The organism is Nonomuraea sp. KM90 (genome assembly GCF_052246675.1).
Classification (GTDB): Bacteria; Actinomycetota; Actinomycetes; order Streptosporangiales; family Streptosporangiaceae; genus Nonomuraea.
In genome coordinates this window covers 74432-86790 of record NZ_JBQQCB010000014.1, presented here as the reverse complement: position 1 = coordinate 86790, position 12359 = coordinate 74432, and the positions used below count along the sequence as shown (strand labels likewise).

At 71.3% G+C, this 12359-nt stretch carries 12 protein-coding genes; 4 read left to right on the top strand and 8 right to left on the bottom strand.

The window, feature by feature from the left end; all coding sequences use genetic code 11:
• The first annotated feature begins 97 nt into the window (after nucleotides 1–97).
• Nucleotides 98–511: a DUF6223 family protein gene (locus ACTWPW_RS17905; protein WP_375111042.1), complete on the top strand. Its 414-nt coding sequence runs from the start codon at nucleotides 98–100 to the stop codon at nucleotides 509–511.
• Between the two features lie 222 nt (nucleotides 512–733).
• On the opposite strand, the gene ACTWPW_RS17900 is transcribed toward ACTWPW_RS17905, so the two are convergent.
• Nucleotides 734–1234: a hypothetical protein gene (locus tag ACTWPW_RS17900; RefSeq protein WP_443169317.1), complete on the bottom strand. Its 501-nt coding sequence runs from the start codon at nucleotides 1232–1234 to the stop codon at nucleotides 734–736.
• A 108-nt stretch (nucleotides 1235–1342) separates the two neighbouring features.
• Nucleotides 1343–2230, bottom strand: a complete 888-nt coding sequence (locus tag ACTWPW_RS17895) for an alpha/beta hydrolase (RefSeq protein WP_443169316.1) — start codon at nucleotides 2228–2230, stop codon at nucleotides 1343–1345.
• A gap of 78 nt (nucleotides 2231–2308) precedes the next feature.
• Between ACTWPW_RS17895 and ACTWPW_RS17890 the strand changes: the two genes are divergently transcribed.
• Entirely contained in the window at nucleotides 2309–3010 is a 702-nt protein-coding gene (locus ACTWPW_RS17890) for a TetR family transcriptional regulator (protein WP_375111039.1), read from the top strand.
• Between the two features lie 447 nt (nucleotides 3011–3457).
• Here ACTWPW_RS17890 and ACTWPW_RS17885 read toward each other — a convergent pair whose 3' ends face one another.
• Nucleotides 3458–4321 carry a LysR family transcriptional regulator gene (locus tag ACTWPW_RS17885; protein WP_375111038.1) on the bottom strand — a complete coding sequence of 288 codons (864 nt, stop codon included), beginning with the start codon at nucleotides 4319–4321 and terminating at the stop codon, nucleotides 3458–3460.
• Between the two features lie 92 nt (nucleotides 4322–4413).
• Here ACTWPW_RS17885 and ACTWPW_RS17880 point away from each other — a divergent pair, with 92 nt between their 5' ends.
• Nucleotides 4414–5484: an SDR family NAD(P)-dependent oxidoreductase gene (locus ACTWPW_RS17880; RefSeq protein WP_443169315.1), complete on the top strand. Its 1071-nt coding sequence runs from the start codon at nucleotides 4414–4416 to the stop codon at nucleotides 5482–5484.
• A gap of 683 nt (nucleotides 5485–6167) precedes the next feature.
• On the opposite strand, the gene ACTWPW_RS17875 is transcribed toward ACTWPW_RS17880, so the two are convergent.
• The 5 genes from ACTWPW_RS17875 to ACTWPW_RS17855 are packed head-to-tail and all read right to left on the bottom strand — an operon-like array spanning nucleotide 6168 to nucleotide 11494.
• A complete protein-coding gene (locus ACTWPW_RS17875) occupies nucleotides 6168–7547 on the bottom strand; it encodes an MmgE/PrpD family protein (RefSeq protein ID WP_443169314.1) in 1380 nt (459 codons plus the stop codon).
• Nucleotides 7537–7872 (bottom strand): DUF4387 domain-containing protein, encoded by a 336-nt coding sequence (locus ACTWPW_RS17870; RefSeq protein WP_375111034.1) that lies wholly within the window; start codon nucleotides 7870–7872, stop codon nucleotides 7537–7539. The genes ACTWPW_RS17875 and ACTWPW_RS17870 overlap by 11 nt, the downstream gene beginning before the upstream one ends.
• On the bottom strand, nucleotides 7865–9247 hold the full coding sequence (locus tag ACTWPW_RS17865; RefSeq protein WP_443169313.1) for an acyclic terpene utilization AtuA family protein: 1383 nt from the start codon (nucleotides 9245–9247) through the stop codon (nucleotides 7865–7867). Before ACTWPW_RS17865 ends, ACTWPW_RS17870 begins: the two co-directional genes overlap by 8 nt.
• Nucleotides 9248–9266: 19 nt before the next feature.
• Complete coding sequence (locus ACTWPW_RS17860) at nucleotides 9267–10217, bottom strand: phosphoglycerate dehydrogenase (protein WP_375111032.1); 951 nt, start codon at nucleotides 10215–10217, stop codon at nucleotides 9267–9269.
• Nucleotides 10214–11494: an MFS transporter gene (locus ACTWPW_RS17855; protein ID WP_375111031.1), complete on the bottom strand. Its 1281-nt coding sequence runs from the start codon at nucleotides 11492–11494 to the stop codon at nucleotides 10214–10216. The genes ACTWPW_RS17860 and ACTWPW_RS17855 overlap by 4 nt, the downstream gene beginning before the upstream one ends.
• 110 nt (nucleotides 11495–11604) lie before the next feature.
• Between ACTWPW_RS17855 and ACTWPW_RS17850 the strand changes: the two genes are divergently transcribed.
• Nucleotides 11605–12348, top strand: a complete 744-nt coding sequence (locus ACTWPW_RS17850; RefSeq protein WP_443169312.1) for a GntR family transcriptional regulator — start codon at nucleotides 11605–11607, stop codon at nucleotides 12346–12348.
• The last annotated feature ends 11 nt before the right edge of the window (nucleotides 12349–12359 follow it).

Here is a 12359-nt window from a genome sequence, read left to right as displayed (position 1 = left end):
AGCGCGCGATCGAGGCCCCGATGACCGTACCCCTCGATCCTCTCGTGATCTTGTGCGTGTGTGCGTACAGGCAGACAGCTCTACAGAAGGGATCCCCATGTCCGTCCGTAACCTGCTGACCACCGCCGCGGCCGCCCTCGCAGGAATCGTGGGGCTCGCCACACCGGCAGCCGCGCACGTTGTGGCCCAGCCTGTCGGTGCCTACGCCTTGACCGCCGGGCGTCTGTGGTCCGCGGTGGCCGCGCTGCTGGGGCTGGCCGGCGTCGTCATCGGCGGCCTGGCTCTGGCCCGCTCCGCCGGTCGTATCGGCAACGGGGGGAGGAGGGGAGCCGTCGTGGCCCTGGCGGCGGGGCTGGCCTGCACGGTCATCGGCGGGCTGGTCGTGGCCGCCGCCGAGGGCGGTCCCGGCGCCGGCTACGGAATCGTCGGGGGCTACGTGGACCTGGTGGTCGGGCCGATCGCCATGGTCGCCGGTGGGCTGGCTCTGGCCCGCTCCCGCCGCACCGCCTGACGCCAGGGGCCGGCCTGCGCTTGCTCACCCTTCCGCGGGGAACCGGGCGTTCAGCTCGGCGAGGTCGCGCAGGTCGCGCAGGTCGACGGTGACGACCCGGTGCCTTCGGGCCTGGAGCGGTGCGAGGGTGTCCCGCGCTTCGAGCGCCCGCCCAGCCCATGCAGGCGCGGTACGGCGGAGCCGGCGCCGCCGTGGTCGCGGGCCGCGGGCGGGATGACGTGGTCAGCGAGGGTGATGTCCTGAGGGGGCACGCTGCTCCTTCGGTTGGTTGAGCCGGGCGCGTACGGACTCGGTGGTCACCCCGCCGTCGGGATGGCGTACGAGCTTGGCGCGCTTGACGAGGTCGTGAACCCCCTGGCGGGTGATGCCGAGCATGGCCGCGGCCGTGGCGTACGACACGGCGACCGCCCCCGGGTGGCCCACGCGGCGGGCGACGGCCTGCCCGAAGGCCGAACGCCACCACGCCTCCGGCGGGTCGAACGGCCCGTCGCCGGGGAAGGCCGCCGCGATCAGGCGCGCCGACGTACGGACCGCGAGGGCGTCGTCCGGGCCGAGCAGCTGTGCCGCCCACACCTCGGCCTCGATGCGCAGCCGTTCCCGTATCGGCCGGACCTGGTCATCCGACTCGAGAAGGATCTCCAGCGGGTCGACGACCCGGGTTTCGACCAGCCGGAGGAGCTCCCCGGCGAGTTCGACGTGTGCTGCCGTACTTGCGTGGTTCACTTGACGGACGATAGCAAGTACTTGTCATTTTGCATCAAGCGCTCGATGCGGGTTCCGAGACGCTTACTTTTGGCGGCCATGATCCTTTTCGCTCACTGGCGTCCTCCGTCACACGGTCGCGGAAGTCTGGCGGTAGAAGGCGATCTGGTCGGCGACCACACGATCCCGGAAGCTGGGGTTGGTGTAGAAGGTGAAGTGGCTGCCGGGGTAGACACGCAGCTCGCCGCGCGGCGCGCGGTCGGCCAGCACCCGGGTGGTCTCCAGCGGCGTCTCCCGGTCCTCGGCCGCGACGCAGACCAGCAGCGGGCAGGCCAGGCGGGCCGCGGCCTCGGCGGGCCGGTAGCGCATCATCTGCAGCAGCCCTCTGGGCGCGACGCTGTTGCGCCACAACGTCGTCTGCCCGCCGGTCAGGGTCTGGATGTGCTGGTCGGCCTCGGGAGTCGCGGTGACGGCGAGCTCTCCCGGCCGTCCCACCATGGGGATGTAGTACGGCCGCAGGCCCAGCTTGCCGCGTAGCGCGTCCCAGACGATCGCCCCCAGCAGCCGCAGCGTCTCACCGGCCGAGCGTCCCTCCACCTTCTTCGGGAATCCGTTGAACGGGATCTGCGCCACCACGACGGCGATCCGGGGATCGCTCGCGGCCACGGTGATGGCGTGCGCGCCGCCCAGCGAGTTGCCCCACAGCAGCACCCTGCCGGGGTCGACCCGCTCGTGCCGCCGGGCGAAGGCCACGGCGGCGCGGACATCGACGAGCTGGCCGTCGATGTCGGGGACCTGGCGGGGCTCGCCGTCGCTCTCGCCGAAGCTTCGGTAGTCGAAGACCAGTGCCGCGAAGCCCTCGGCGGCGAAGCGCTCGGCGTAGTCGAAGAGCCGGTCCATCGTCCCGCTGAAGCCGTGGCAGAGCACCACGCACGGCACCCGTCCGGACCCGGCGGGCAGATAGAGGTAGCCGGCGCAGCGGACGCCGTCAGCGGTGAAGGACACCTTGGTTCGCATACAGATCATCCCTGCGGCAATAGACTGACTGCCGGTAAGTACTCTAGCGAAGAAACTGACCGCAGGTAAGTGAGATCCATGACATCCGAGCGGATCCTGGAGGCGGCGCGTGCCCTGTTCGCCGCCCGCGGCTACCGCGCCACCTCCATGCAGGCCATCGCCGACGAGGTGGGCATCACCAAGGCCGCCCTCTACTACCACTTCGACTCCAAGGAGGAGATCCTCCGCCGGCTCACCCTGCCGCTGCTGGACGAACTGGAGGCGGTACTGGCCCGGGCCGAGTCGTGCGACAGCGTTGAGGAGGTGCGGTGGCGGGCGATCGAGGGCTATGTCGACGTGCACCTGCGCCACCGTCAGACGCTCACCATGCTGGTCAAGGACATGACGCTTCTTGTACAGGCGCCGATCGCCGACCGCTTCCGCACCGCGATCGCCCTGGCCAACGACCTGGTGGCCGGTCCGGGCGGCGGGCTCGAGCAGCGGGTGCGCGCCTGCCAGGTGGTCGCCGGGCTGGCCGATCCGGTGGTGCTGTTCCGGGACGAGCCGGCCGAACGGCTGCGCGGCCTGATCCTGGACGGCGCCAGGGCGCTGCTGAACGAACCGGCCGCGCCCCGCGCGCGTGGCCGCGCCCGGGGACGCAACGGCGGACGACGAGCCCTTCTGGCCGAAGAACAGATCGCCCAGGCACGCTCCCTGTACGCCGCGGGCCGCAGCGCCGAAGAGCTAGCCGCCCGTTTCGAGGTCTCCAGAGCGACCATCTATCGCCATCTCAAAAACTAATGTTAGTGAGATTTGATTCTGAGATGGCGCGCGCCGATCTCGGCCTTGGCCACAGCCACCCACGCCATCGAGATTGCGCCGGGTCCCGAGCCCGACCACGGGCGATGATCCTGACCACCCCCTCCGAGGTCGCTAGAAGCGGGCCATGGAGACCGTCTCGCCGCGCGACCTCTGATTCACGAGTTCTGGCCCGCCCGGCCTCAACCGCCCGGCGCCCGCCGCGGCGTCTCCCACGCGGTGGTTCGCGGGTCAGGGCGTGCCGGGCGCGATCATCGCGGCGGTGAGGGGGAGGGCTTGAACCCCTTGACGACCAGCCGGAGGCCGAGTGACCCCTCCCACAGGAACATCGGAACGGCCGCCCGTGGCACGAGCCGGGTACAGCAGGCGAGCCGGACCACTAAGAGACCGCTCTTGGAGGTGCGTACCAGTATGAACGGCAAGAGAGGGTCATAGCTGTGTGGCCGTGCGGATCAGTCCGGCGAGGGCGAGGGAGCGGCTGTGCGCGGGCCAGGCGATGTGGGTGACGACGGGGGGCGCGTCGGTCAAGGGGACGGCGGTGTGCTCGGCCCACAGCCAGGCGCGGGCGGAGTCGGGGAGGACGGCCACGGTGCGTCCGAGGGCGATCAGCTGGGCCAGTTGCGTCTGGTCGTGGACCTCGGGGCCCGGGCCGGGTGGGTAGGTGCCGTGGTGGGGCCAGCGGGCGAGCGGAAGGTCGGGGACGTCGCTGACGTCGGCCAGGGACAACGTCCTGCGCGCGGCGAGCGGGTGCCGGGCGGGCAGGATGGCGATCTGCCCCTCGGTCATCAGCTCCTCGCTGTCGAACCCGGCGAGGGAGTTGTACGGCGCGTGCATGAGCGCCACGTCGGCGCGGCCGTCGCGCAGCAGCTCTTCCTGCTCACAGATGCCGCACGGCAGCACCTCGATCTCGGCGGCGTCGGGCTCGGCCGCGTAGGCGTCGAGGATCTTCCGCAGCAGCTCGTGAGACCCGGCGGCCTTCACCGCCAGGACCAGGCGATGGCGGGGGCTGCCCGAACGGTCAGCGCCACCGGCGCGACGGGTGCGGCGAGCGGCAGCGGTGGTCGCGTCGAGGGCCGCGCGGCCCTCGTGCAGCAGCACCTCCCCGGCGCCGGTCAGGGAGACGCCGCGGCGGTTGCGTTCGAGCAGGGAGACGCCGAGGCGCCGCTCGAGCTGCTGGATCGCCCGGGACAGTGGCGGCTGGGCCATGCCGAGGCGCTCGGCGGCGCGGCCGAAGTGCAGCTCCTCGGCGACGGCCATGAAGTACCTCAGCTCGCGGGTCTCCAAGGTGTCCACGGCCACAGCATAGCCAGTGATACCTACCGGGTATGACAGGGCACCGGATCGGTGTTGGCTGCCCCGCTCGTCCGGCAGCGAACATCAACGGCATGAGCGAAACGAGGATCGCGCTGGTGACCGGCGCGAACAAGGGGATTGGCTACGCGATCGCGGCCGGGCTGGGCGCCCTCGGATACCGCGTGGGCGTGGGAGCCCGAGACGGGGCCCGGCTCGAGACCGCCGTCGAGAAGCTGCGCGCCGGCGGGGTGAACGCGTTCGGGGTGCCGCTGGACGTGACCGGCGACCGAAGCGTCACCGATGCCGCGGAGCTGGTCGAACGGCAGGCCGGGCGCCTGGACGCCCTGGTCAACAACGCCGGCATCTCGGGAGAGGTGGGTCCGGGGTGGGTGCAGGACCCGACCACGCTCGACCTCGACGTGGTCCGCACGGTCGTGGAGACCAACGTCATCGGTGTCATCCGGGTGACCAACGCGATGCTGCCGCTGCTGCGGCGCTCGGCCTCGCCACGCATCGTCAACGTCTCCAGCAGCGTCGCGTCCCTGACCCGGCAGGCGGACCCGGACATCGAGATCGGCCCTGTCATGGCGGCCTACTCGCCGTCGAAGTCGTTCCTCAACGCCGTCACCGTGCAGTACGCCCGGCAGTTCGCCGATACCGGCATCCTGATCAACGCCGCCTGCCCGGGCCTGGTCGCGACCGACTTCACCGGCTTCCAAGGACCCCGCGCCCGAACAGGGCGCAGCCACAGCGATCCGGCTCGCCACGCTGCCCGACGGCGGCCCGACCGGTTCGTTCTTCGAGGACGACGGCGTCATCCCCTGGTGACCCCGAACCTGCGGCGACACGATCAGCGAAACGTGAGCTCCGCCGTCAGCGCCGTCGCCTCGGCCAGGGGGCGTCTTCGAGTTCACCGCTCGCGGTGGACCGGGGTGCGCTGTTGTGCCGGCGGCGCGTCGCGCCCGGGCGAACGGGCTTCCGACCGCATCCCGGAGTCGGCGTGGCCGGTGAGCAGGTCGCCGAAGAAGTCGATGATCGGCGGTTGCGTTCCCGCGGCATCGTGGCCCACCTTCGGCACCTCGACCTTCCGGACGGTGGTTCGGTGCCGTGCCAGGCTCCCGGCCAGGCGGTCGAGCTGCTCCGGCCGGCTGCGGCCGGGATGACCCATGGCGGCCAGGTCGGCCCGCCCGTCGTCGTCACCGCCGATGACCAGCAGCACCGGCACCCGGGCGACCGCGGCGGGGTCGACGGGGATCCCGAATCGCTCCCGGGTGTCGCCGATGCCGGCCGGCCAGGCGAGCGAGTGGTCGAGCAGGGTCACGCTGCCCGGCGCGCTCACCGCGACGGCGGCGAGCCGCTCCGGGTGGAGGTAGAGGAACCGGTGGGCGAACTGGCCACCGCCGGAGTGCCCGCACAGCATCACCGTGTCCACCCGCGCGTTCCACCGGACCCGGACCTGCTCCAGGACATCGAGCAGCACCAGGTCGAACCGGATGCCGTGGGCGTCGATGCTCTTGTAGTTGTGCACGTCGTCCGGATCGTCGATGCCGGCCGGGAACAGCGGTGCCACGACGATGACATCGTGCCGGTCGGCAAAGGGGATGAGTCCCTCCCGCAACGCGCCGACGTTGCGCCCGGTGCCGTGCACGGCCACCAGCACCGGCATCCGGGCATCGGGAGTCCAGGTCCTGGGGACGTAGGCGCAGTAGCCGCAGCGCGGTTCGGCCGGCGCGGCGAAGAACGGGGTACGGCCGGTCAGCAGCCGGCGGCCGGGGTGTGCGGCAGGCAGGTCCGCGAGACGGATCACGAGAGCTCCCCTTTCGGATCGAGGCGAGAGCAGGCGGGCTCATCCGCCATCGGGCTCGTCGTCGACGACCAGGGCCCGCATGAGGGTGGTGACGGTCGGCGCCAGGTCGACGTTCCAGATCTCGTCGAGCATCCGGCCGCACCGCGCTGCCGTCGTCAGCGGTTCCACCAGGGCCACGAACTTCTTCTCGAACTGCTCGTCGGTCATCGGGGTCCGGTGGCCGCCGGGGGCGTCGTGGACCTCGCGGACGAGCTCTTCACCGGACCTGAGGCGGACGGTGACCCGATTGGGGATGCGGGTCGGCAGCATCGCCGTGAGAACCGGGTCCTCGCGAACCTCGACGCGGGCCATCAACGCCGCGACGGCGGGGTCGGCGAGCGCGTCCGGTTCGTACGAGGACGCCGTCAGCTCCCCGTCGACGAGCACGCGGGCCACCGTGTACGGGAGGCTGTGGTCGGCGGTCTCGCGCGTGGTGGGGCGCCACTTCTCCGGGTCCTTGCCCAGGATCGTCCAGCCGATGTGCGTGGTGTCGACGACGACGCGGTCGATCTCGGCGAGGTCGGCGATCTTCTCGCGCAGGTCGAGCGCCGCCCACACCGCGGTCTGCATCTCACCGTTGGTCGGCAGCAGTTTGGTGAGCGTCCGGGACACGGCGTACGTGCTGCCGGGGGTGCGAGGGAACGCCAGTGGCTCCAGCACGAAGGAGTCGCTCACCTGCCGCATGAACCCCATTTCGCCCTCGAAGATAGGTGCGGGGCCGGTGAACCCCTCCCTGGCCAGCCAGGCGGAGAAGACACCGTTCCGGGCGGCGTTCGGCGCGGAGGAACCCTTCCACGACGACAGTTCGCCTGCCCGGACCTGGCGCATCGCGATGTGCCCGTTCAGGGCGATGTTGACCGCCTGGGTGAGCTGCCGCGCCTCCAGGCCCATGAGCTTGCCCGCGGCGAGCGTGGCGGACACGAGCACGTAGTTCACGTGGTCCCAGCCGCGGCGGTAGAGGTTCGCGGCGTCCTGCAACCGGACCTGTACCTCGTAGGCGAGCGCGATGGCGGTGACGAGGTCCCGGCCGGAGCGCCCTTCGGCCTCGGCGACCGCCAGGCACGCCGCGATGTTGTCGCTGGGATGTCCGGGCTCGAGCCCGAGGTAGCCGTCGTTGAAGTCCAGGTGGCGCACCATCGTCCCGTTGACGAACGTGGCGACGTCCGCGGTGGCGGTGTTTCTCGTGCCCAGTACCGTCGACGGGCCCGGGGGAAGGGCGCGTGCTAGACGTCGCGCCGCCCGGCCGGGCTCGGCGTCGAACGCGCCGAGCCCGCAGCCGAGGGTGTCGACCAGGCGTTGCCGGACCGTGTGGACCGCGTGCTCGCTGAGGTCGTCGAACCGCAGCGCGGCCGCCCAGGTGCCGAGGTCGTCAGCGATCATGGTCGGCCGGCCGCCTGATCGGCATGCGCGCGAGAGGGACGTGGTGCTGGCCGGCGTGCATGTCGCGGTCCCGGAGCGATCCCTGGCTGATGGGACGCGGGAAGGAGATCTTCACGACGTTCAGCGACGGGATCCGGAACATCTGGACCGTGCTCTCCTCGACCCGGTAGAGCTCGGCGATCACGCGCTCGTTCAGGAAGGACTCGTCCGCGGCGATCCGGTAGCCGTCGGCGTCGCGCATGAAGAGCTCCATGGTGACCCAGAACGGGCCCGCGTTCTTGGACCGGACCTCGTGGGCGAGGTCCGCCAGGGTGGTCTCAGGCATCGGCGTCGTCTCCCGTCTCGATGCGGAACAGGCTCGTCGGGTCGGCGCAGTCGACGACATGGTTCAGCACGAACTCGTACGCCGCGCCGCGCTCGACCTCGGCCGGCGAGGACGCGAACGCCAGGCTCGGCAGGTAGTCCATCGCCGGCGTCGGCAGGTGCAGCATCAGCGGGTTGGCGACCTTGGCGATCGCCGTGGCCGTCGCCTGGTCGGGCGCGTTGACCAGCAGCATCACGCCCACCTCCCGCGGCGGCCCGGTCTCGGGCTCGAGGTCGCCCAGCACCGCGTTGTGGCCGTAGAGGCGCAGGTCGAAGGCGTACTCGTGGTCCGCCAGCTCCAGCGTCTGGCCCACCCGCCGCTTGATCATCGTGCGCATCAGGTCCGCCCAGGCGTCGATGTCGGCGAGGATGAGGGGGTCCCGGATCGCGGTGAACGACATGGTCTCGTAGCCGGTGATCCGGGCGCCCTCCAGCTTGATCGTGTACTGGTCGGCGACGTGGAACCGCGACCCCTCGACGCGGACGATCCGGTCGTCGACCGCGGTGTAGCGCGCGTCCCGGACGTCGAGGGTGCCGTCGGGCTCCCGCATCTCGAACGGGTTCGCGGTCTCGTAGAGCATGTGGGCGGCCACCGAGATCGGCGTGCACGACACCGTGGGGTCGAGCGGTTCGATGGTGAAGCCGTCGGCGTCGATGGTGGCGAGGACGCCGCCCGCGCGCGGGTTGCCGGTGCACTGACCGCCGCACTCGACGATCTTGGCGGCGTGCCACGTCGGCCCGGCGGGCAGCCCCTTCATGAGCGGGTAGGCGGCGGCCACCGCCGTGTCGGTGGCACGGCCGGCGAGCACGACCTGGGCACCGGCCCGGAGTGCCTCGACGATCGGTTCGTGGCCCATCGCGCCGACGATGTGGGTACAGCTCTCGAGGGTCTCGGCGCGCAGCTGTCCCAACGGGGGCAGCGGGTGGATCCGGCCCGCGTCGAGGTGCTCCTTCAACCGGGTCGCGTCCTGCTCGCTGTAGATCCGGGCGACCTTCAGGTCCAGGCCCTCCTGCGCCATCACCTCGGCCGCGATCCCGGCGACCCAGTCGACGCCGCTGTCGGTCCCGCTCGTACCGCAGGAGCCCACGATCACGGGTATGCCCGCTCCGGACGCGGCCGTCAGCAGGCTGCGCAGGTCGCGTGCCACCGCCTTGGCCGTCGTCTTGGGGGTCGCGGAGCCGAGGTAGTAGGGGCCGGAGTCCGTCGACCCGGCGTCGATGCTGATGACGTCGGCACCCAGGGCGATGCCGCGCTCGATCGTCGCGTGGTCCCAGCCCGCGCCGAGCATGCCGCTCGGCGACAGGACCCGGACCGGCTTGACGGGTTCGCTGTCCATGTCCCTCTTTCTCTCGGTGTCAGTTCACCGGGAACCGTGCTCGGCCTTCGAGCGCCGCCACGAGTTCCTCGGCCCCTCTGAGCCCCGCGGCGGCTCGTGCTTCGGCGGTCTGCCCGGCCATGTGGGAGTAGACGACGATGCCGTCGACGCCGCGCAACGGGCTGCCGGGCGGAAGCGGCTCCTCGCTCACGACGTCGAGCGCGGCGCCCGCGATCTGTCCCGCCCGTACGGCCGCGACGAGCGCGTCCTCGTCGACGATGGGACCACGCGCGGTGTTGACCAGCAGCGCGGTCGGCTTCATCCGCTTGAACGCCGACTCGCCGAGCAGGCCTCGGGTCCGCTCCGTGAGCGAGGTGTGCACCGAGACGTAGTCGGCGGTGGCCAGCAGCTCGGCCAGGTCGACGAACGCGACCGACGGATCGCTGCGCAGCCGCGCCGGCACGCCGGTGGAGCAGACCACGTTCATGCCGAAGGCGCGAGCCAGCGGCACCACCGCCCGCGCCGACGCGCCGTAGCCGATGAGCCCGAGGGTCGACCCGCGCAGTTCACGTCCGTCCTCGCGCGGCCAGGCCCCCCGGGCCACACCGTGTGCGGACTGCACGAGGCGTCGGGCGCCCGCGAGCAACAGACCCATGGTGTACTCGGCGACGGCGTTGGCGTTGATGCCGGGCAGGTTGCTCACGCTGATCCCCAGCCGGGCCGCGGCGGCCACGTCGACCGAGTCGTAGCCCACGCCTGTCCGCACGATGACCCTCAGCCTCGGCGCGCGGGCGAGGACGTCGGCCGTCAGCGGTTCGTTGGCCACCAGCGCGGCGTCGATCCCGGCGAGCGCCGCCACGAGCTGTTCGGGGTCGCGCCGGCCGACCATGGGCAGGTGCACGGTCTCCAGGCCGGAGAGTCGCAGGAACTCGTCGACCTCGTCGCCGGGGCGGAGGTAGTCCGTGGTGATCAGCACGCGGGTCGCCGTCACAGCACACGTCCGGAGGAGGAGCGTCGTTGCAGGGCGCTGACGCGCGCGACCGTCAGCACGGCGACGACCGCGATGATCGCGACGTGGACCAGCAGCAGGGACCAGCTCGTCAGGTCGACCATGCCGCCGACCACCGCCGGCCCGAGGAAGCCGCCGCCCACCCATCCGACGGTGTAGAGACCGGTATAGGTCCCGACCACCCCGTCGGACGGGGCGAGGTTCCACAGGACGACGACCGCGTTGACCAGGAACGAGGACGCGCCCGCCGCCGCGACGCACAGGCCGACCACCGCGCCGGTGGGCGTCTGCACCACGGTGCCGAGCACCAGGCCGGCCGCGAACACCGCCATCCCGGCCATCATCACGCGCAGCCGGCCGAAGCGCTCCGCGAGCATCGCCACCGGGTAGGCCGCCACGATGAAGGCCACCCCGCTGGGCAGGGTCAGCCCGCCCGCTTCGCCGCGGGACAGGTCCAGCACCTCCATGCCGTACGGCGTCATGAGGGCCCGGGAGGCGGCCCACGCACCGCCGAAGAGGAGGATGGCCACGATGAGCAGCAACCTGCTGCGGTTCGGATCCCGCACGATGTCGAGCACGACGTCCCGCACCCGCACCCGCACGTTCGCCGCCGCCGTACCCTGCCGCTCGCGGTCCTCCTCGAGTGCCGTCCGGTAGGCCGGGGACCGGCTGTCCCGCAGCTTCGCGGCGAGCAGGGCCACGGACGCCACCATCAGGACCGCGGGAATCGCGAACGACAATCTCGGGAAGTCGTCGATCAGGAAGATGCTGATCAGCGCCGCGACCATCACCGTGAGGCTCGACGCGATCTTGACCGCCGCGTTGGCCCGGCTCCGGCGCTGCGGCGGGATGAAGTCCGGGAGCAGGGACTCGGCGATGGGCTTGAACGAGTTCGCGACCAGCGCGTAGGCGAACATCACCAGGATCAGCAGGGGTAACGAGGCCGCGGCATGCGGGATGACGAGGAACAGCAGCGCCGCCAGCGGCATCCCGACGACGAGGTACGGGATACGTCTTCCCCACGAGGTGCGGGTGTTGTCCGACCGGTTGCCCATCCACGGCTGGATGAAGATGCCGAGCAGGTTGTCCATCCCCATGAGCAGGCCGATGAGCGCGGCACTGCCGATGTGCTCGCGGAGCAACGGCGGCACCTGCGAGTCGTAGAGGTTCCACGTCGACTCCTGCGCGAAGACCGCCAGGGAGACGAGGAAGGTGATGCGTCCCGCTCGCGTGGGCTGCCCGCTCATCGTCGTGGACATTGGACACCTTCCCTTCACTTCGCCGTTGTGGCGAGCACAACGCTACGGTTGCTATAGCAAGACGGTCAAGAGTCTCAAGTGGGCTTTGCCATGGCAGTTAGACTGATCGCATGGCGGATGAGACGTTGAAGGGCCTGACGGCCGGCACCCTGGCCGACCGCGCGTACCGCGCCATCCGCGACGCGATCACGATCGGGGAGCTACGTCCCGGCCAGAAGGTCACCGAACGGGGGCTCGCCGAGCGGTTGTCGGTCAGCCCGACGCCGGTGCGCGAGGCCATCCGGCGCCTGGAGCAGGACGGCCTGCTCGAACGGACGGGGCCGAGGACGGTGCAGGTGGCCACGTTCGGCGACGTCGCCATCCAGGACCTCGCCGAGGTCGAGGTGGCCCTGCGCGGGATGGTGGCCCGCTTCGCCGCCCGGCACGCGTCCCCGGAGCAGCTGGACCAGCTCGACGCCATCCTCGACGAGGCCGACGACCTGCTGATCCTCATCAAGCAGCGGCAGAAGGCCGGGCAGGAGCTGTCGCGGCACCTCGGCCGGCTGCTCGACGCCATGCAGCGCTTCAACGAGGTCGTCGAGTCCTGCGCCGGCAACCCGGTCCTCGTGCGGCTGCTCGACCAGACCCGGGTGTTCTCGTGGCCGGAGCGCCGGGCCAGGCTGATCGAACGGATCAGCCACGACGCCGAGTTCGGCCTGCACCGCTACACGAGCCATCGGGCGCTCGTCCGGGCGTTGCGGGCGCGTGACTCGGCGGCGGCCGAGGCGCTCGTGATCGAGGACGCCCGTGGCGGGCTCGGGGACCTGCTCGCCGCGCCCACGACACCCGCGGCGGCCACCGTCGCCCGGTTCTGAAGGACCATGCC

Bases quoted from the DNA above. Each gene is read 5' to 3' on its own strand.
- ACTWPW_RS17905 (WP_375111042.1), top strand. From the start codon at position 98: ATGTCCGTCCGTAACCTGCTGACCACCGCCGCGGCCGCCCTCGCAGGA.
- ACTWPW_RS17895 (WP_443169316.1), bottom strand. From the start codon at position 2,230: ATGCGAACCAAGGTGTCCTTCACCGCTGACGGCGTCCGCTGCGCCGGC.
- ACTWPW_RS17890 (WP_375111039.1), top strand. From the start codon at position 2,309: ATGACATCCGAGCGGATCCTGGAGGCGGCGCGTGCCCTGTTCGCCGCC.
- ACTWPW_RS17880 (WP_443169315.1), top strand. From the start codon at position 4,414: ATGAGCGAAACGAGGATCGCGCTGGTGACCGGCGCGAACAAGGGGATT.
- ACTWPW_RS17875 (WP_443169314.1), bottom strand. From the start codon at position 7,547: ATGATCGCTGACGACCTCGGCACCTGGGCGGCCGCGCTGCGGTTCGAC.
- ACTWPW_RS17870 (WP_375111034.1), bottom strand. From the start codon at position 7,872: ATGCCTGAGACCACCCTGGCGGACCTCGCCCACGAGGTCCGGTCCAAG.
- ACTWPW_RS17865 (WP_443169313.1), bottom strand. From the start codon at position 9,247: ATGGACAGCGAACCCGTCAAGCCGGTCCGGGTCCTGTCGCCGAGCGGC.
- ACTWPW_RS17855 (WP_375111031.1), bottom strand. From the start codon at position 11,494: ATGTCCACGACGATGAGCGGGCAGCCCACGCGAGCGGGACGCATCACC.
- ACTWPW_RS17850 (WP_443169312.1), top strand. From the start codon at position 11,605: ATGGCGGATGAGACGTTGAAGGGCCTGACGGCCGGCACCCTGGCCGAC.